Origin of the sequence: Pedobacter heparinus DSM 2366 (assembly GCF_000023825.1) — a bacterium.
GTDB classification, from domain to species: Bacteria; Bacteroidota; Bacteroidia; order Sphingobacteriales; family Sphingobacteriaceae; genus Pedobacter; species Pedobacter heparinus.
Genome location: NC_013061.1, coordinates 5,013,306 through 5,033,217, shown reverse-complemented (window position 1 = coordinate 5,033,217; position 19,912 = coordinate 5,013,306). Strand labels below are relative to the sequence as shown.

Sequence of the window (19,912 nt, the reverse complement as noted above, 5' to 3'; positions counted from 1 at the left end):
TGGCTGTTGGTCGAAAAAAAATGCAGGTTGGTCGGTTATTCTGCCAATCTTGCCTAAAAGCTTAAAAAACGCTGTAACGTTTCTGGTTTTAATGTGACTTATAGGTAAGTATGCTAACAAAATAACAAAAAATATGAAAACTCTGGTAAAAACATTATTCGCATCAGCTTTAACAGCTATTGTGCTCTCCTCATCAGCATTTGCTTCGGCGGTAACTGATAAAAAAAATAATCAACCGGAAATATCTTCAACGATAGATTTTAATAAGGTTGTGATCACGGGAAATGCCCGGGTTGAACTTGTCCAGTGCGACAAACAAAGTGTGGCAATTTACCAGGATTACAATAAAAAACTTACTAAGATCATGCAAAAAGGCGATAAACTATACATTAGCTCTACCGAACTGGAGCCTGTTGTTATAGTCGTATTTATGAAGGACTTACAAAGGATTGACGCTGCCAATACAGCTACGGTAACTACAAGGGGCAGGTTTTCATTAAACGTACTTCAGGTTTTTCTGAAAGATGAGGCAACAGCCTATGTAAATGCGGATGCCGGAAGTTTATATACGGTTATAAAAGACAGTTCGGCGCTAAACCTGAAAGGCTCAACAAATGAACATACCCTGGTTAAAAACAAGGTAGCAAAATTAAAAATGGAACAGTTTGCAGCAGTAACAACAACAGTAGCCGCACAAGAGGTTCAATACCAGCTGCCAGGCTACAGGAACAGAATGTTGAAAGACACCATAATCGCAGAGCGCATTATTAGATAAATATAAAGCTATTTACACAGTTAAGGTGGGGCAAAAGTTTCTCTACCGTTTTCCTTCTACATATAGTAAAATGGTCAGGTATACAAATCAACAAAAAATAACGAAACGATGACAGGTTGGGTAGTTAAATGAGTTTCATGACCCGAATTTTACTTGTTTTAATATAATGTTGTGTTCCTTTGTAAAATATTTCTGATCATAGCCCTCTCGCATTATTAATATAATCAGCTACTTAACAGATAAGTTGTGTGTATGTTGAAAATTATTTGGCGTATCCAACACATAATAATTGTAAACTTATAATGTATTTAGCAACAAGGGGAGCAGTTCTTTAATTATTCAATACATGGAAGAGGAATTTTACTTTGATTTTAGTGATGACGCCCAACGGTCTGTTGAGCGTTACGAGGAGATGATACGCAATCAGGATCAGTACTTTTTTGATGCCCAGGCTTTTGAGAATATTATTGATTACTATATTGAGAAGAGTGACCCTGTAAAGGCCCTTCAGGTAATAGAATATGCACTTAATCAGCATCCTTATGCTGCGGTATTTCTGGTTAAACAGGCGCAGTTGCTGTTTATAACCGATCAGACGGAAAGGGCATTCCTGTCGCTGCAGAAAGCGGAAATGCTGGAGGCTTCTGAAGCAGAGATCTATATTTTAAGAGGGAATATCTTTAATAGCCTTGAGCGTTATTCTGAAGCATTGGATAATTTCCAGAAAGCATTGGAATTTGCTGAAACAACAGATGAAATTCTTTTGCAGATTGCTTATGTATACCAGAATATGCTGGACTATGAAAGCGCGATTATATATATTAAACAGAGCCTGGAGCAAAACATGGAGAACAAGGACGGTTTGTATGAGCTTGCTTTTTGTTATGACATTTTAGATAAACAGGAAGAAAGTATTAAGTTTTATCAGGAATACATAGATAATGATCCGTATTCTTATGCCGCATGGTATAACCTGGCCAATTCTTACCATAAACTGGATTTGTTCGAGAAAGCAATTGATGCTTATGATTATGCCATCTTAATTAAAGACAATTTTGCTTCTGCCTACTACAATAAAGGGAATGCACTGGTTCAGCTTGACCGCTACACGGAAGCTATTGAGGTTTATAAACAAACCTTTGAATACGAACCACCCAATGCCGATACCTATTGTGCTATCGGGGAATGTTATGAAAAGCTTGAAAGGATGGATGAAGCGCGTTCATACTACAAAAAATCTGTTAAGATGGACGCGAAGATGGCCGATGCCTGGTTTGGCATAGGTGTTACCCTGAATTTTGAGGAACGCTACTTTGAGTCGCTGCATTTTTACAGAAAAGCGCTGGAACTGGATGCAGAGAATCCGGATTTTTGGTTTGCCATGGCCGATGCCCATTATAAGCTCGGGCAGATAGAACAATCTGTTGAAGCCTATTATAAAGTTTTGGAGTACAATCCGGTAGATGTAGAAGCCTGGCTTGATTTTTCAACTGTATTGTACGAGCAGGGAAAACTACTCGAAGCTTCAGAGACGATGTCTGATGCGATAAAAAATAATCCTGATGCCGCAGAGCTATATTATCGTATGGTAGCTTATTTATTTGCCCTTGGAAAAAAGAGCGAAGCCCTCTTATATCTTGAAACAGCCCTGGTTACAGATCCTGAAAAGCACTATATTTTGTTTGAATATTTACCTCAATTACAAGATAACAGCTCAATAGTGGACGTTATCAATAGGTATATAAAATAGTATTGTGCCTTTTATTAGATAGTATTGATAAAACTGTCTAATTTTTTTTCACCTTTGTGACCTATATGAATTACCCATTGAATAATATACCGGAGCGTCCTGCAAAACCACGTAATAAAGGAATTACAATGGTTATGGATAAAGGATTAAGCTTAAGACAAACTGAAGATTTTATAGAGGTAGCCGGAATACATACTGATATTGTGAAACTGGGCTGGGCAACTTCCTTTGTTACCCCCAACCTGAAAGAGAAACTCCGCATCTACAGGGATGCAGGGATCCCTACGTATTTTGGAGGAACACTTTTTGAAGCATTCATTATACGGAACCAGTTTGATGATTATTGCAGGGTGCTGGATCAGTTTGGTATGGAGTATGCCGAGGTTTCGGATGGTTCAATTACAATAGAGCACGACCAGAAATGCGAGTTCATCCAAAAGCTGGCCAAACAGGTTACTGTGATTTCTGAGGTGGGTTCTAAAGACGCAACCAAAATATTTGCCCCCTATAAATGGATCAAACTGATGAATGCTGAAATTGAGGCGGGTTCTTGGAAGGTGATAGCAGAAGCCAGAGAAGGAGGGAATGTAGGTATATACAGAGGATCCGGAGAGGTTCGTGAAGGCCTGGTAGATGAGATCCTGACGCAGATACCAGAAGAAACAATTATTTGGGAAGCGCCACAGAAAGAACAACAGGTTTGGTTTATTAAGTTACTTGGTGCTAATGTAAACATTGGAAATATTGCACCTGCTGAGGTGATCCCATTAGAGACTATACGGTTGGGCTTAAGAGGAGATACCTTTGATCATTTTTTGAATCCGCAGAAGTAATTTCCTAAATCCATCCCTACTAATAATAATGAGAAAATTTGGTTTAATCGGCTACCCTTTATCACATTCCTTTTCAAAAAAGTTTTTTACAGAAAAATTCGAACATGAACAGATTGAGGGTTGTGCATACGAGCTTTACCCTATAGCTGACATCGGGCTTTTTCCTAAAATGATCTCAGGGGATCGGGAACTTTGTGGAATAAATGTAACTATACCCTATAAGGTACAGGTATTGCCATATTTGAATGAGATGGATGAGGCTTCCACAGAAATCGGAGCTGTTAACTGTATTTCGATCATACGAAATGAATCGGGGCAATGGCTTAAAGGATACAATACGGATGCTTATGGATTTGAAGAATCATTAAAACCTTTATTGGAAGTACACCACCGTAAAGCGTTGGTATTTGGAGATGGCGGGGCGGCAAAGGCTATAAAATATGTTTTAAACAAACTTGGGATTTCTTTCCTGGTAGTGACCAGGAAACCATCAGCAAGCAGCATTTTATACAATGAAGTGGATGAGGCTATGCTTCGGGAATATACCGTTCTGATTAATACCACTCCTTTGGGGATGTCTCCCGATACAGATACTTATCCGGACATTCCTTATGGTGCTTTAAATAAAAACCATGTGGCTTACGATCTGGTCTATAATCCTGAAGAGACCCTGTTTTTAAAACAGGTGAAAGAAAAGGGAGGCAAAACAAAAAACGGATTAGAGATGTTGCACCTGCAGGCCATCCGCTCCTGGGAGATTTGGAATCCATAACATGAACAGATATTTCTTTCTTTTATTTGTTGTTTTACTTACATTTTCTGCGTGTAACAGTAATAGTTATTCGCCTAAGCCAAGAGGATATTTTAAAATAGATTTTCCGGTAAAAGCCTATCAGCCTTACAATAAAGACTGCCCTTTTTCATTCGATTATCCAAAATATGCTACTTTGCAGCATGATAGCAGCCGGGATACCCAGCCCTGCTGGTACAACCTGTCGTTTCCGCAGTTTAACGGCCGCTTACATCTTACCTATTATGATATTTCCTCAAAAAAAGAATATGAAAACCTGGTAGAGGATGCCCGGACATTTGCCTTTAAACATACCGTAAAGGCAAATGCAATAGACCAGAAAATCATTAACTATCCGGAAAAGAAGGTATATGGGGTTTATTACGCAATAGAAGGCAATACCGCATCTTCTGTACAATTTTTTTTAACTGACAGTACAAAACACTATTTTAGGGCCGCATTGTACTTCAATGAACGCCCTCAATATGATTCCATTCAGCCGGTAGTCAATTTTATTAAAAAAGATATAGACCGGATGATCAGTACATTTAAATGGAAATAACTTATGATCAGCATTCAACAATTTACCTTTAACCCTATAAGCGAAAACACTTATATCCTGTTTGATGAAACGGGCGAATGTGTGATCATTGACCCGGGGATGTACGATGCTGAAGAGCAGAATACAGTAGTTAAATTCATAAAAGAGAAAAAATTAAAACCGGTTCTTTTGCTAAATACCCATTGCCATTACGATCATGTATTTGGCAATAAATTTGTTTATGACAACTGGGGGTTGAAACCGCAATTTCATAAAGGAGAGTTATATGTTTTACAGGCCATGCCTGGTTATGTACCTCAAATGGGCTTACATTACGAGCTTTCGCCTGAACCGGAAGTGTTTTTGCCTGAGTCCGGAAAGGTTAATTTTGGCAATAGCCAGCTGGAGCTTATTTTTGCACCAGGCCATTCTCCGGCGCATTTGTGTTTTTATGCAGCGGCAGATAACTTTTTAATCGGGGGTGATGTGCTGTTTTATTGCAGCATTGGCCGGACAGATCTTCCCGGAGGGAACCATTTGCAATTAATCAACAGTATCAAAAATAACTTGTTTATATTGCCTGATGATTGCAGGGTTTATCCGGGCCATGGTCAGTCTACAACCATAGGCTTTGAAAAACAGCACAATCCTTATTTACAATAAGCATTATACCATTAAATAAATATTGAATACACCTTTCTACATAGCTCGGCGGTATCTTTTTGCAAAAAAATCTACCAATGCCATCAACATTATCTCTACCATTTCGGTAGCAGGGGTTTTTGTAGGTAGTGCAGCGCTGATCATTATCCTGTCGGTATTCAATGGTTTTGAAGAGGTGGTGTTAAAAATGTTTAATACCATTACCCCGCAAATAGTGATCTCTCCTTTAAAAGGGAAAACATTTAATCCCAATACGACTTATTTTAATGAATTGCGAAAGGATAAGGAAATCTATTCTTTTACTGAAGTGCTTTCGGAAAATGCTTTATTAAGGTATAATGATAAACAGTCTGTTGGGCTGGTAAAAGGGGTAAGTACAGATTACCTGAAAAACAAGAGCCTGGACAGCATTACCATTGACGGTAATTTTGTGCTCGAAAGCAAGAGCCTGAACTACGCGGTAATTGGTTCGGCCATTCAAAATTTTTTGATGGTAAATACAACAGATCCTTTTTATCCGCTGCAGATTTTTTCACCTAAAAAGAAGGCGAACCAGGCCAGTTCAATCAATCCGGCAGATGATTTTACGATTCTTTCTATTCCGGTATCCGGAGTTTTTGAAGTGCAGCAGGATTTCGATAATATGGCTATAGTCCCATTGAGGTTTGCCAGAAAACTGCTTGAAGAACCGCTAAACATTTCAGCCATCGAGATCAATCTGCATAAAGGTGCGGATGCCGATCTGTTCAGGCAAAAGATAGAAGATCAGATCGGGGAAAACTTTGAAATAAAGGATAGGATACAACAGAATAAAGTTTTATATAATATTCTGGGCAGTGAAAAATGGGCCGTATACATCATTCTCACCTTTATATTGATCATTGCCATATTCAATATCATTGGTTCATTAACCATGCTGGTAATTGATAAGTTGAAAGACATTGCCATATTGAGCAGTTTGGGGGCTGGTAAAAAGTTAATTAAACGTATCTTTTTGCTGGAAGGGATGATGATTTCCATGACCGGTTGTATATGTGGTCTGCTTATCGGACTTGGCTTCTCTTTGCTTCAACAGAAGTTCGGACTCATAAAAATGTCCCAGGATAATCTCGTGATTACGAATGCTTATCCTGTGGCCTTAAAATGGAAAGATTTTCTGCTCGTATTCTTTACCGTGAGTATTTTTTCTTTTATGGCATCAGCTTTGTCATCTAATTTGAGTGTAAAGAAGATAAACCATTTAAATCAAGATCTATAAAATCATGAATATATTTAAAAGCCTGCTATTTTTAATAATAGCCGTTGCGGTTACGGTAATGGCATGTAATCGAAGGCCTGCAGAAGTTAAGGAGCATGCCAGCAGAGTACTTAAGGGCTTATATAGTTACGGGCCGGAAATGAAATCATTTACAGATTGTGAGGAGGGAACTGAGTATTGGATTGCAGACAGTGCAAAGACCCTGGAACTGGCCTACAATAATTTTAATTTTGAAAAGCCTTATGAACCCGTTTATATTGAGGTGGAATGTCATGCCATAAAATCAGATAGCTTAAGCATGTCAGCCGATTTTGACTCTACGCTTGTTGTAACTAAACTCCTTAAGATCACAAAGGAAATACCGGACGGGCCTTGTAATTAATTGTTTAAGGTATCAGATAGATACTTTGTTTAAACGGAGGGATCAGTTCTTTTTTCAGTGCCATGGTAAACATCGTGTCAATGGCTTTTCTTCCTTCAATGCCCAGTTCAACACTGTATTGGTTTACATACAGGTCAATGTGTTTATACATCACTTCCTCACTCATTTCCTGGGCATGGAGTCTGATAAACTCAAGCCCTGATTTTGGATTGGCAAAGGCAAATTCTACTGATTTTTTAACCAGCCGGTTTACTTTTTCCATAGTTTTCCGGTCAAGTTTTCGGTTTACCACAATTCCCCCCAATGGAATGGCACAGCCTGTTTGCTGTTCCCAAAAGCTTCCCAGGTCAACTATTTTATGCAAGCCTTTTTCAGTATAGGTGAACCTGTTTTCATGAATGATCAATCCAAGATCAATCTGGTCTGCTAACAGGGAACTTTCTATAGCTGAGAAAACCATTTCCTGTTTATTAGTCAAATGGGGGAATGCAATACCCAATAAAAAATTGGCTGTTGTATACCTGCCCGGAATTCCAACTTTAAGATCGGGACTTAAATGGTCACTGTTTCGGATAAAGTTTTCCTTGTGACAAATCAATAAGGGGCCAACTCCAAAACCCAGGGCGCTTCCCGAATCAAGTAGTGCATATTGTTCTGCCACATAGGCAAAAGCATGAAAGCTTAGTTTGGTAATGTCCAGTTCAGCCCGGAATGCTTTTTGGTTCAGTGTTTCCACATCATCAAAAAAGACTTCAAATTCTAAACCTTCCGTATCAATCTTATGATGGATGAGCGCGTCAAAAATAAAAGTATCGTTGGGGCAGGGTGAAAAACCAAGACTAAGTTTCATAGGGTAAAGGTACAGAAGCCCCCCAAAAAACCAGTTATGTATTTGTCAAAAAATCAATAGCCCATTTATTCAGTTCCTTTATGGCAAGGCCAATCTGCCAGCTTTCTTTATTTCTGCGTACTATATAATTCGAAATGCTGCGGATCTGAAGACAAGGCAGGGATGCCTGATGACAACAATACAGCACAGCGGCCCCTTCCATGCTCTCTGTTTGTGGGTTGGCTTGCTGAAGTACTTTTTTAATGCTGCTTTCGTTGCCGTGAACAAGGTTAACAGTAATGCCTTTTACCTTTTTAAGTTTTGTAACAGATGCATGCAACAGGTTATTTGCTGCAATAAAGTTAGCCTTACCAAAGCCAAGCTTTTCAATGCTCAGAAACTCATCTCCATCTTCTGCGCCCAGTTCCGTAAATTCATCACTCGTCACATTCACAACAGCTCCTAATGAAATGGCCGGGTCAAAAGTACCTGCAATACCCAGGTTCAAAACCAATTTGTAAGCCCCCGACAAGTGCTTGCCCAGCGCATAAGCCGTTGCCGTCATTCCTACACCTGTAATCAGCAGGTCAAAATCCGAAGTACGTACAAAATCCTTTTCAGGCAAATGGAAGTGTACTGCTAATAAAGCTATTTCCTGCCAGGTGGCAGCAACCACTAGAATCTTCATGATGGCTAAGTTAGAGATTTAACCTTTCTACTTTAACCTTTCTGCGTATATTTGTCAATAATATAACATAGAATGATTTATATAACCAGAAAAGCATCATTTAACGCAGCACATAAATTGTCAAGGCCCGATTGGACCGAAGCTCAGAATACAGAGGTCTATGGAAAATGTGCCAATCCAAACTGGCATGGGCATAACTATCAGTTGTATGTAACTGTTAAAGGAGAAATTAATCCTGAAACGGGATTTTTGGTAGATCTTAAATGGCTTAAAGACATTACCAATACTTATGTAGTAGATAAAATTGACCATAAAAACCTGAACCTGGATGTCAATTTTATGAAAGGCAAACTTGCTTCAACAGAAAATCTGGCTATTGCCATATGGGAAGAACTGGTAAACCTGATCGCCGAATCGGGAGCGCAGCTGCACAGTATAAAAATTTACGAGACTGAAAATAACTTTGTGGAATATTTCGGTCAATAATTGTACATAATGGATAATCATACAAATCATTTAGATGAGGAAGATAATGGCTATATAAAAATAGACCGTTATAACGAAGGCAAAATCGCTGCAGTTGCACATCATTATAAAGACATCCTTGGCCAGCTGGGGGAAGATCCAAACCGTGAAGGTTTAATAAAAACGCCTGAACGCGTAGCTAAGGCCTTACAATATTTAACACATGGTTATGACCTTAACCCTGCAGAGATATTGCGTTCAGCAATGTTTAAAGAAGATTACAGCCAGATGGTTGTGGTAAAGGATATAGAAGTTTTCTCTATGTGCGAACACCATATGCTCCCGTTTTTTGGTAAGGCCCATATTGCTTATATACCAAATGGGCACATTGTAGGCTTAAGTAAAATTCCGCGTATAGTTGATGCCTTTGCAAGAAGACTGCAGGTACAGGAGCGGCTTACCAATGAGATCAGAGATTGTATCCAGGATACGTTAATGCCAGCAGGCGTTGCAGTGGTGATAGAATGCAAGCACTTATGCATGGCAATGAGGGGCATACAAAAACAAAACTCAGTTACCACCACTTCGGCATTTACAGGGGAATTTGCAAAGGACAAAACAAGGGCAGAGTTTTTAAGATTGATCACAGCCAATCTTCACTAATTAAAAAATTATATCAACATAGGGCAAATAGCCTTCATTAAAATAAACCAACAGATGAAAGCATATATATTTCCAGGACAAGGGGCTCAGTTTTCGGGCATGGGTAAGGAACTTTACGAGAATGAAGCAGCGAGGATCTTGTTCGAGAAAGCAAATGAAATTATAGGTTTCCGGATTAGCGACATTATGTTTTCCGGTTCTGAAGAAGAGCTTAAACAAACAAAAGTTACACAGCCGGCCATATTTCTGCATTCTGTAATACTGGCTAAAACGCTGGGCGATGCATTTAATCCGGACATGGTAGCAGGCCACTCTTTGGGAGAGTTTTCGGCACTTGTAGCCGCTTCTGCCCTGTCTTTTGAGGATGGCCTTAAACTGGTCATTACAAGGGCCAATGCCATGCAGAAAGCATGTGAACTGGAACCCTCAACCATGGCCGCTATACTTGGTCTGGCTGATGAGGTCGTTGAAAATATTTGTCAGGAAATTGATGCGGTTGTTGTAGCTGCAAATTACAATTGTCCGGGACAGATCGTAATTTCAGGTAGTATTGAAGGTGTAGATCTGGCCTGCCAGAAACTGACTGAAGCGGGAGCAAAACGCGCATTGAAGCTCAATGTGGGAGGTGCCTTTCACTCTCCGTTAATGGAACCTGCAAGATTAGAACTTCAGGAAGCGATCGAAAAAGTAACCATTCAAGCGCCTGTGTGTCCAATTTATCAGAACGTTGAACCTGTGCCAAATACGGATCCTCAAAAAATAAAGGCCAACCTGATTACCCAGTTGACGGGTGCGGTGAAGTGGACGCAGACCATTGAGCGGATGATTGCGGATGGAGCGGATGAGTTTATTGAAGTTGGCCCGGGAAATGTATTACAAGGCCTGGTAAAAAAGGTGAGCAGAGCAGTGCAGACAAGTTCTGCCAGCAGTTAGCTCATAATGTTTTTATAATGAACACCTAAAAATATAACAAGCGTGAGTATAAGAGGTAAAATCAGATTTCTTTTATTGATACTGGGCGCTTGTTGTATCGTTACTGCTTTATCTTTAAAGCATTCTATTACTAAAAAAGAACTGCTTGCTTATGAGGCCCGTCAGCTTCAGGAAAAGCTAGAAGCTAAGGAGCGGATTGTCTATGATTTTTTATCAGATGATAAACAGGTAGAAAATGCCAAAAGGTATGACCAGGATGAAAACCATGGTTTAAACTTTATTAAAACTTACCGCAGCCAGGGTATTAACATTTTGGTATATAAAGAGGGGAACCTTAAATTCTGGAGCTCATTCCGGGCCTTTCCCTCAAATTTGCAGGGCATTAAAGAGGGAACCTCCGTGGTGACGTTGCGCAATGGCGTTTATGAAATTATAAAAAAGACCTCAGAAAATTATTCCATTATTTTTTTGATAGATATCAAAAGTCAGTTTGATATCCAGAACCAGTACCTGGAAAATATCATTTCCCGGCATCTTTGCCCTTCCAGCTCATTAACCCTTGCAACCTATGCAGACCGGGAAGTGTATGGTATAAGAAACATCAAGGGTGAACCTTTGTTCGAAGTTAAACTAAAACAGGGCTATTCCAAAAGTATCTACGCAACCATTGAAGTATGGCTTTGGGTAATAGGAATTTTCAGCTTTTGTCTGTTTTTCAATTCCCTTTCTGCCTGGTTGGTCAGAGCGGGGAGGCCAATTGCAGGTACCTTGTTGCTGATCCTGTTTTTTGTCGCCATTAGGGTAACAGATCTGGAATATGGGTGGTTTAACCATCAATTTAATTTGCAGATATTTAGCCCGACTATATTTGGAGAAAGCTTTTTCCTGCCTTCCCTGGGCGATTTCCTGCTCAATGTAATTGCCTTCACCTGGGTTGTAATGTTCATGTACACCTATAGTGATAAATTCAAGGTGCCGCAATGGTTATTGGACAGCAAAGTAGCCGGCCTGATCTTTCACCTGGTTTTATTAATTGCTTTTGCAGCATTGGCATTCTTGTTCGATCAGGTTTTTTTCGGGTTTATCATCAATTCAAAAATAAATTTTAACATTACCAATATTATCAATCTTGGCTGGATCAGCTGGGTTAGTATCATCATTTTATGCCTGGTATGGTTTGATGTTTACCTGCTGGGCAATGTATTTATGCAGCAAACGCTACAGCTTAATGTAACTAACCGCGAAAGACTTATCCTTTTTCTGTCTGCCTTTTTTGTCTACCTGATTTATAGGATGGATACAGGTTTTAGTATATTTTTCATCGCTTATGCCCTGCTCATCTTTATTATGGCATGGAATATCTATATCAGGAAAAAGAAATTTTCTATTGGCATATTTGCTGCACTCTTCTTTTGCCTGGCATTTATAACCTCTATCAAATATCTCAGGTTTACCGATGTTAAAGAAAAAAATAAAAGATATACTATTGCCCAAAAATTGGGCTCGACAGATGATCCTAAAGTGATCAGTTCTATCGAAAGCCTGGAAAAAGCCGTTTCTACAGATGTGTTTATTGCAGAATATTTTAAACAACCTAAGCTGGAGGAGACTTTTGACCTGCAAAAACATGTTAACAAAATATTGCTGGGTGGCTACCTTACCCAGTTTGAATATAATTTATATGAGTTTAACGGCCAGGATTCTGCAATTTCCAAAGAAAATCCGGTAGCTTTAAGCTATTATAAAAACCTGGTCCAATCCGGCTCTGTTAAAGTACCTGAATCAGATTTCTTTTACAGGATGAATTATACCTTCGGTTATCAGAACTATTTTGGTATCATCCCCATATTTGTTGACTACAGGATATTGGGTACATTGGTGATAGACCTTAAATCTCCGCAATATAATTTCAATAGCCAGCTTCCGGAGATACTGGCCGATGGCAGAATTAAAGGTGAGGATGATTATAGCAGTTATTCTTTTGCTTTCTACAATTCTGGTAAGCTGGTAAATCAATCAGGTAAATACACCTATAAACTTTCGAGTGTTGATTTTAAAGGTAAGGTAGGAAAGGGCGAAATCGTAACCGATACCCTGGGATACACACATCTGGTGTATATGCCAGCCAGCTCAAAAATGATCGTGATCAGTAAAGAGAAAGTTTCTTATGTGGCCAGGCTGGCTACGCTGTCGTTTTTCTTTCTTGTTTTCATCATCTTTTCAATCACACTTTACGCCCTGATCTGGTTGCTGAAAAATATTGATGAAAGCTGGGGTAGCTGGTTCAATATCAACAGGTCACTCATGATCAATGCCAATAAGATTCTTTATAAAACAAGGATACAGTTCTCTATCGTACTTTCGGTTGTGGCTACCTTGGTGATCGTTGGCTGGACAACCTATTTTTACATCAGGGAAGAATATCGTAAACAGCAGGAAAATTTTATCAAAGAAAAAATCAGAAAGGTACAACTTTCTTACGAAAAGCAAATTTTTAGTATAGGAGTTATTCCTGAGGTTACGGACCAGAGCAATGCCGATTTTAATCAGTTTGCCAATATCAATGCTACATATCTGAACCTTTATGATACGGCCGGGAATGTGCGGTTTACCTCGATCCCCAAAATTTACGACTTTGGTATCATAGGTAAAAAAATGGGGCCCGAGGCTTATATCTACCTTAAAGCCCAGCAAAAATCTGAGTACATTAACCCTACAGAACATATTGGCGAGGACTTTAAATATGCCTCAGCTTATGCACCGATCCGAAATGCCCAAAATAAAACGATAGCCTATATCGGTTTACCTTATTATGCAAATGAAGCGGATTATCAGAGTAAAATAGGTCTTTTTATCAATACGCTGATCAATATTTATGCATTGGTGTTTGTAGCCATTGGTATCCTTGCTGTTTTTCTTGCCAACCAGATTACGAGTCCGCTAACTTTTATACAGGACAGCATCCGTAAAACCAAACTTGGGCAAAAAAACCAGCCCATTCAATGGTCCCGTCATAATGAGATCGGATCCCTGATAAAAGAGTACAATAAGATGATTGCTGCACTGGAAGAAAGTGCAGCTAAACTTGCCCGGTCCGAACGTGAAAGTGCATGGAGAGAAATGGCCAAACAGGTAGCCCATGAAATTAAAAACCCCCTGACGCCATTAAAGCTAGGGGTACAATTGCTTGAGAAATCCTGGAAAGAACAGGACCCAAATTTTGAAAAGAAATTTGAGCGGTTTAACAAATCATTTATTGAACAGATCGACAGCCTGTCTACCATTGCCTCTGAGTTTTCTAATTTTGCCAAAATGCCCGACACTAAGCTGGAAAAATTACAACTGTTGCCAATCATTGAACAAGCCAGGAATGTTTTTACCAATGCGGAAGATGCGGAAATCTATATTTTTAATCATACACGCATGGATATAGAGGTGCTTGGCGATAAGGACCAATTGCTGAGAACATTCAATAACCTGCTTAAAAATGGAATTGAGGCCGGCAATGCAAATGATAAATGTGTGATCAAGGTAAGGATCAACCACAATGATACGCATGTATTCATTGAAGTGGAAGACAATGGCAAGGGAATAGACCCTTACTTACAGGATAAAATATTTGTGCCCAATTTCACTACCAAATCATCTGGTACAGGCTTGGGCCTTGCATTTGTAAAACAGGCGGTAGAAAATGCAGGTGGTACGGTAGATTTTAAATCTGTAACAGGCATAGGAACTACATTTTATCTTAGTTTTCCCTTATCTTAAAAGGATTGAAGCTTTGCCCATTGTAAAGCCGTCAGTGTATAAAATAATGGAATAATTCCCTTTTATAAATTCATTTGGATTAATCCAGTCCATCTTATAGGCCGTATTGTCGTCATTATAGGATATAGAAGTAGATGAAGTATACTGCATTTCCTGTCCGTCTGCTTCGAACATATTATTTTCATCGGCAATCAGGTTTCCTGCCGGGTCAAAAATTCGGAGATAGATCTTATGATAGTTTTTTTCTGCCAGTTGATTGGGTACAATACTAAACCGCACACTTAGTTTTTTTGCTGTGCTGGCACGAGTCACCTCTATGTTCTTTCCATTGCTTTTTACTTTGTAGGCAGCAACCTGAACATTTGTAGCCTTTAGGGACGCGCCGGTTTTTACTTTTGCATTCAGTTCAGAATTCTTCCTGGCCAGGTCTTGCGCTTTGCGGCTTTCAGCATAAGCAAATTCTTTTAAACTGTCACGCTGGTTCTTTAAGTCTGCATTTTCTTTTTCCAGCCTGAAAATCTGATCGTTATGATTTTTAACAAATTCCCTCAGTTCCTGTACTTCCCTTTGTGCTGCTGCCAGTTTACCTTCTGTTAGCGAGCTCTTTTGTAAGGCTATTTTTAGCGCTGCGATCTTTTCCCTTGCTAACTTTTGCTCTTCCTGCAATTTATCGCTCAACACCAAATTCAGGCCATTTGCTTTATCCAGCTCCACTTCTATCTTTTCTACCTCAAGCTTTAAACGGTCCTTCTCTGTACTTACAGTCACAAAACGCTGGTTCTGCTGCCTGTCATTAACATATAAATAAAGATTGGTACCTAATAATGCAACAATAACCACAACAAGAAAATAGATTTTATTGCGGTCACCTTTATTTACAATATCATTTTGGTTCGACATTTCTCTGGTCTAATCTAAAAACAATTTAAAAAAGGAGTAGAATTAATTGCACGGTTAAGTAAAAAAACACTCAATTTGTATGAGACTTTAAAAAAAATCGTTTAATTGGCAGATCAGCTATTGTACTGTAGACTGAAAACGACAAAATGAAACCAAAATTTTTATCTCTAATTGTAAAAGATGTTTAAACTCATAATCTATGCACTATTAACAGTAATAATAACCCCTATTTCCCTAATAGCACAATCCCCATCAAAAATTGCTCCAAAAAGAGAGTTTAGAGGAGTTTGGGTTGCAACTGTTGCAAATATAGACTGGCCGTCTAAGCCAGGTCTAAACATTGATCAGCAAAAACAGGAACTCATAGGTCTGCTTGAACAACATAAAGCAAACGGGATGAATGCGATCATTTTACAGGTCAGACCTGCTGCTGATGCATTTTATTTAAAATCAAGAGAGCCCTGGAGCCAATGGTTGATGGGTAAACAGGGCATGGCACCGGCCCCCGGTTATGACCCGCTTGCTTTTGCCATTAAAGAAGCGCATTCCCGGGGTATGGAGCTCCATGCCTGGTTTAATCCTTACCGGGCAACGATGAGTGCAAGTGCAGTAGTGAGCCCGGACCACATGACCAGAAAAAGGCCGGACCTGTTTTTTGTATATGGCGGGAAAAAACAATTTGACCCTGGAATCCCTGAGGTTAGGGAGTACATTGTTCAGGTAATTCTTGATGTAGTAAAAGGCTATGATGTAGACGGAATTCATTTTGACGACTATTTTTATCCCTATAAGATTGCCGGACAGAACATTAATGATGCTGCAACATTTAATAAATACCCTAATGGTTTTAGCAATATTGCCGACTGGCGCCGTAACAATGTGGATTTGCTGATCAAACAGCTGGACGATAGCATTCATCATTATAAAAAATATGTGAAGTTTGGTGTGAGCCCATTTGGTATCTGGAAAAACCTTTCTGAGGACAGTTTGGGCTCGGCTACCAATGGACTATCCAATTACGCAGAATTATATGCAGATTCCCGGAAATGGGTAAAAGAAGGCTGGGTTGATTATATCAACCCCCAGGTTTACTTTAGCTTTACCAGAAGGGCTGCGCCCTTTGCCACCATCGCAGATTGGTGGACAAACAATGCTTTCGGAAGGCACGTTTATATTGGTCATGGTGCTTACCTGATCCATAATGGCAGTACCAGAAAAGAAGCGGCCTGGGCTTTTCCTAACCAGATCCCCAACCAGATCAGGCATATACGTGGGAGCAATCTGATCCAGGGTAGTGTCTTTTTTAGTTCCAAGTCATTCTCAACGGTTGCGCGGGCTCTTGGAGATTCATTGAGAAACAATTACTACAAGTATCCGGCACTCCCCCCTCAAATGCCCTGGCTTGATGATGTCGTGCCGAATCAACCGCTTAACCTTAACGCTGAAGCGCATGCCGATGGGGTTCATCTGAAATGGGAAAGGCCGTTAAAAGCAAGCGATGGTGAAACAGCTTCGGGCTATGTTATTTATCGTTTTAATGAGGGAGAGAAAATCGATGTGCTGGATGCGAGGAATATAATGAGGATCAGCTTTGAAGATTTTCCCAGCTTTATAGATACTAATGTAGAACGGGGGAAAAGGTACAATTACATGGTTACTGCATTGGACAGGTTAAAAAATGAAAGTGAACCCAGTGGTCCTGTTGGCGTGCAGACAAAAGAGCTGGCCAGTGTAGAATAAAAAATACATCTCGATAAGAGGAGAGACCTCTCCTCTTATCGAGATGATGATCGTATTTTTTTATTTCTGTGGCAGTAATACCAAACGAATATAGTTGTCTTCGTTTAAATACTTTTGCGCTGTTGCCCTGGTAGTTTCTACAGTAACATTGTTTATTCTTTGCTGGGCGTCCAGTAATTGTGTAAGAGCTTCTCCGTTCTTCAAACGGTTGGTCAGGTAGCTCAGCCAGTAACTATTGTCACGCAGGCTCAGCTCTATCTGGCGCTGTTCTTCCGATTTAAACTTGCTGATGTCATCTGCAGTTGCGCCACTATCTTTAATCTGTTTAACCTCATCTAATGCGGCTCCAATCAGTTTTTCAACATTGGCTGTGGCACAGCTAAAAGAAATGGTAAAATAATAATGGGCTTTTGGGTATTTCTTGATGCTCAGCCCAACCCTGGGACTATAAACGCCGCTTTCCTTTTCACGCAGGCGTTCGAGTATCTTTATCTCAAGTGCCGCTTTTAATGCCTCCAGCTGTACATTGTTTTGGGCATTAAACTCATAATCCCCATGCAGATACAGTTCAACCGAAGCTTTGTCTTCTAGTCCTTTGTAAACAGTTTTACTTACTTTTCCAAGGGGAGGGTATATTCCGTTGTCGACAAAGTTATGTGCCTGCCCTGAGGCTGGTAAACTGGCAATATAAGTTTCAATCAGGGGCTTAATGGTTTCCATATTAAAAGCGCCCACAATTACAAAAGTTTGCCCGCTGTTATCTGCAAACAGGTTCTTATAAAAATTAAAACTTTCATCCAGCGAGATTTTGTCCAGGTCAGACAAATTTGTAGGCATGCCCCGTTTGTGATAAGAAGATAATACTGCCTGCACAGTATCTGCAAAAACGCTTCCGGGATCAGCGCTTTTATTGGCCAGTACTACTTTATAATCGCTGATGCTCTTGTTAAAGAGCTCCGCATCTTTACGTGGATTTGTAGCATAGGCATATACCATTTGAAAAGCTGTTTCCAGATCTTTTGGCGATGCGCTGCCACGATAGCCCTGGTATAAACCATCTATATAAGCACCGCCCCTTCCTGTATTCCCAGCAAGAAGCTTGTTCAGTTGCGAAGGGTTAAAGTCGCCCACACCACTTTGCGGAATGAGGCCAACTGTTTCGGCTGACTGGAAATTGGCGTCTGTAGCCAATGAGGTGCCCCCTTTAGAAAAAGAACTGAAAATGATCTGGTCATTTTTGAAATCTGTTGGTTTCAGTAACACTTTGATGCCATTGCTTAAGGTCAGTTCTGTAACGCCGATCTGATCTATTTTCTGTTCATTAACAATCTTTCCGGCGGCAGGTTTTTGCTCCAGCAAAGGTTTGTTTAAGGAATTGTCTACATAAGCAGTTACGCCATTGCCAGCATTTTTTAAGGCAGCAAGCAATTGCGCCTCAGTAGGCAGGCCTGCTTTTTCTTTTTCGGGTGCCTGTACAATAATGATTTGGTTTTCTGTAGTGATCAGTGTTTTTGCAAGTGCATTTACCTGTTCCAGTGTAATTTCTCCAACCAGCTTATTCGTCAGTTCATAAGCGAATTCAGTAGAAGGGATGCTGGTGCCTGTCAGAAAATTGTTAAGGTATTTCTGTACAAATGAGGAGGAAGCTGTTTTGTCTTTTTCTTTTAACCTTTTTTCGTTTCCGGCAAGGATGTTTTTTCTGGCTACATCCAGTTCAGACTGCAAAAAGCCGTATTTGCTCATCCTTTCATTCTCGGCAAGTACAGCAGTCAGTGCTTTTTCTAGTGTAGCTCCCGAACTTGAAACGGCAAATGATTGAAAAGCATTGATACCTGGGACCAGGCCGCCCTGGTATGGACCGTATCCGCTTTGTGCCTGGATAAAAGGTGCATTGCCTTTTTGCATGATCTCCTGCAGCCTTGCCCCCAACATGCTGTTGATCATATTGTACATCAGACTTTTTTTGTAATCGGCAGTGGTTTTCATAATCCTGCCCCGTTGTTTGTACATTACTTGTGCAACATTATATTGCTGCTCCGGATCGGTGATTATTTTTACCAGCGGAGCTATATTGTCAGGAAGATCATAAGCCACACGAGGTCTTGGGTTTACAGGATTGGTCAGTTCAGAAAAATTTGCTTTGATCAGCCGTTCTACTTCGTTTACGTCGAAATCGCCTACTGCAATTACAGCCTGCAGATTTGGCCGGTACCAATCCTTATAAAAATTTCTGATCTTATCATGTGTAAAAGAATGCAAGATGTCTAATTTACCAATAGGTAAACGGTTGGCATAGCGGGAGTCTTTTAAGAGCAGGGGAAGCAATTGCTTACTCATGCGCTCTTTGGCATTTTTACCACGCTGACGGTCTTCTTCTACAATCACACCACGTTCTTTATCAATTTCATCTCCTTCCATTACAATTTTACCCGCCCAGTTGGCCAAAATTTTGAAACCATTCTTAAATACAGCTACACTATCTGTAGGAATAGGCAGTTGGTAAACGGTCTGATCAAAACTTGTGTAGGCGTTCAGATCGGCCCCAAAACGTACACCTGCCTTTTGCAGATAATTGATCATTTCGTTTTTAGGGAAATCTTTTGTGCCGTTAAAGGCCATGTGTTCCGTAAAGTGGGCAAGTCCTTGCTGGTCGTCATTTTCCATCAGCGAACCAATCCGGGTAGCCAGATATAATTCTGCCCTGTTCTTAGGTTCTGTATTTTTCCTGATGTAGTAGGTAAGACCGTTTGCCAGTTTACCAATTTTTACATCAGGATCATTGGGAATTGGTGTTCCCTCATTTTTTTGCGTAGCAACAGCTATTGTTTTTTTAGCGGTTACAGTTTTCTTTTGTGGATACGCTGGTGCATAAAATGATAAATTCAGCACCAGGCATATCGCAAGGATATTAAAAGGTTTTTTCATGAAAAAAGG

At 40.0% G+C, this 19,912-nt stretch carries 17 protein-coding genes; 13 read left to right on the top strand and 4 right to left on the bottom strand.

What is annotated here, in order from left to right:
* The first annotated feature begins 133 nt into the window (after nt 1–133).
* The 8 genes from PHEP_RS20745 to PHEP_RS20710 all read left to right on the top strand — a co-directional run bounded on the left by PHEP_RS20745 (nt 134) and on the right by PHEP_RS20710 (nt 6,992).
* Entirely contained in the window at nt 134–775 is a 642-nt protein-coding gene (locus PHEP_RS20745) for a GIN domain-containing protein (protein WP_015809959.1), read from the top strand.
* A 346-nt stretch (nt 776–1,121) separates the two neighbouring features.
* Nucleotides 1,122–2,525, top strand: a complete 1,404-nt coding sequence (locus tag PHEP_RS20740) for a tetratricopeptide repeat protein (RefSeq protein WP_015809958.1) — start codon at nt 1,122–1,124, stop codon at nt 2,523–2,525.
* 65 nt (nt 2,526–2,590) lie between these two features.
* The gene (locus PHEP_RS20735) at nt 2,591–3,358 is read left to right on the top strand and encodes a phosphosulfolactate synthase (protein WP_015809957.1); all 768 of its coding nucleotides are present in this window, start codon (nt 2,591–2,593) and stop codon (nt 3,356–3,358) included.
* 28 nt (nt 3,359–3,386) lie between these two features.
* Entirely contained in the window at nt 3,387–4,130 is a 744-nt protein-coding gene (locus tag PHEP_RS20730) for a shikimate dehydrogenase family protein (RefSeq protein ID WP_015809956.1), read from the top strand.
* Nucleotide 4,131: 1 nt separating this feature from the next.
* Nucleotides 4,132–4,710, top strand: a complete 579-nt coding sequence (gldD, locus tag PHEP_RS20725; protein WP_015809955.1) for a gliding motility lipoprotein GldD — start codon at nt 4,132–4,134, stop codon at nt 4,708–4,710.
* Nucleotides 4,711–4,713: 3 nt separating this feature from the next.
* A complete protein-coding gene (locus PHEP_RS20720) occupies nt 4,714–5,352 on the top strand; it encodes an MBL fold metallo-hydrolase (RefSeq protein WP_015809954.1) in 639 nt (212 codons plus the stop codon).
* A gap of 22 nt (nt 5,353–5,374) precedes the next feature.
* A complete protein-coding gene (locus PHEP_RS20715; RefSeq protein WP_015809953.1) occupies nt 5,375–6,610 on the top strand; it encodes an FtsX-like permease family protein in 1,236 nt (411 codons plus the stop codon).
* A 4-nt stretch (nt 6,611–6,614) separates the two neighbouring features.
* Nucleotides 6,615–6,992: a hypothetical protein gene (locus PHEP_RS20710; protein WP_015809952.1), complete on the top strand. Its 378-nt coding sequence runs from the start codon at nt 6,615–6,617 to the stop codon at nt 6,990–6,992.
* A gap of 4 nt (nt 6,993–6,996) precedes the next feature.
* On the opposite strand, the gene PHEP_RS20705 is transcribed toward PHEP_RS20710, so the two are convergent.
* Together PHEP_RS20705 and mqnB are read right to left on the bottom strand one after the other, a co-directional pair.
* Nucleotides 6,997–7,842: a menaquinone biosynthesis family protein gene (locus PHEP_RS20705; protein ID WP_015809951.1), complete on the bottom strand. Its 846-nt coding sequence runs from the start codon at nt 7,840–7,842 to the stop codon at nt 6,997–6,999.
* Between the two features lie 34 nt (nt 7,843–7,876).
* The gene (gene mqnB, locus PHEP_RS20700; protein WP_015809950.1) at nt 7,877–8,509 is read right to left on the bottom strand and encodes a futalosine hydrolase; all 633 of its coding nucleotides are present in this window, start codon (nt 8,507–8,509) and stop codon (nt 7,877–7,879) included.
* 72 nt (nt 8,510–8,581) lie between these two features.
* On the opposite strand from mqnB, the gene PHEP_RS20695 reads away from it, so the two are divergent.
* The 4 genes from PHEP_RS20695 to PHEP_RS20680 are packed head-to-tail and all read left to right on the top strand — an operon-like array spanning nt 8,582 to nt 14,338.
* Nucleotides 8,582–8,995 carry a 6-pyruvoyl trahydropterin synthase family protein gene (locus PHEP_RS20695; RefSeq protein ID WP_015809949.1) on the top strand — a complete coding sequence of 138 codons (414 nt, stop codon included), beginning with the start codon at nt 8,582–8,584 and terminating at the stop codon, nt 8,993–8,995.
* Nucleotides 8,996–9,004: 9 nt separating this feature from the next.
* On the top strand, nt 9,005–9,637 hold the full coding sequence (gene folE, locus PHEP_RS20690) for a GTP cyclohydrolase I FolE (protein ID WP_015809948.1): 633 nt from the start codon (nt 9,005–9,007) through the stop codon (nt 9,635–9,637).
* Nucleotides 9,638–9,691: 54 nt separating this feature from the next.
* On the top strand, nt 9,692–10,570 hold the full coding sequence (fabD, locus tag PHEP_RS20685; RefSeq protein ID WP_015809947.1) for an ACP S-malonyltransferase: 879 nt from the start codon (nt 9,692–9,694) through the stop codon (nt 10,568–10,570).
* Between the two features lie 42 nt (nt 10,571–10,612).
* On the top strand, nt 10,613–14,338 hold the full coding sequence (locus tag PHEP_RS20680) for a sensor histidine kinase (protein ID WP_143715787.1): 3,726 nt from the start codon (nt 10,613–10,615) through the stop codon (nt 14,336–14,338).
* Here PHEP_RS20680 and PHEP_RS20675 read toward each other — a convergent pair.
* The gene (locus PHEP_RS20675) at nt 14,330–15,238 is read right to left on the bottom strand and encodes a hypothetical protein (protein WP_015809945.1); all 909 of its coding nucleotides are present in this window, start codon (nt 15,236–15,238) and stop codon (nt 14,330–14,332) included. The genes PHEP_RS20680 and PHEP_RS20675 overlap by 9 nt on opposite strands.
* A gap of 180 nt (nt 15,239–15,418) precedes the next feature.
* On the opposite strand from PHEP_RS20675, the gene PHEP_RS20670 reads away from it, so the two are divergent.
* Nucleotides 15,419–16,978, top strand: a complete 1,560-nt coding sequence (locus tag PHEP_RS20670) for a glycoside hydrolase family 10-like protein (RefSeq protein WP_015809944.1) — start codon at nt 15,419–15,421, stop codon at nt 16,976–16,978.
* 60 nt (nt 16,979–17,038) lie between these two features.
* Here the strand turns inward: PHEP_RS20670 and PHEP_RS20665 are convergent, their stop codons facing one another.
* Entirely contained in the window at nt 17,039–19,903 is a 2,865-nt protein-coding gene (locus PHEP_RS20665; protein ID WP_015809943.1) for a M16 family metallopeptidase, read from the bottom strand.
* Nucleotides 19,904–19,912 lie beyond the last annotated feature (9 nt).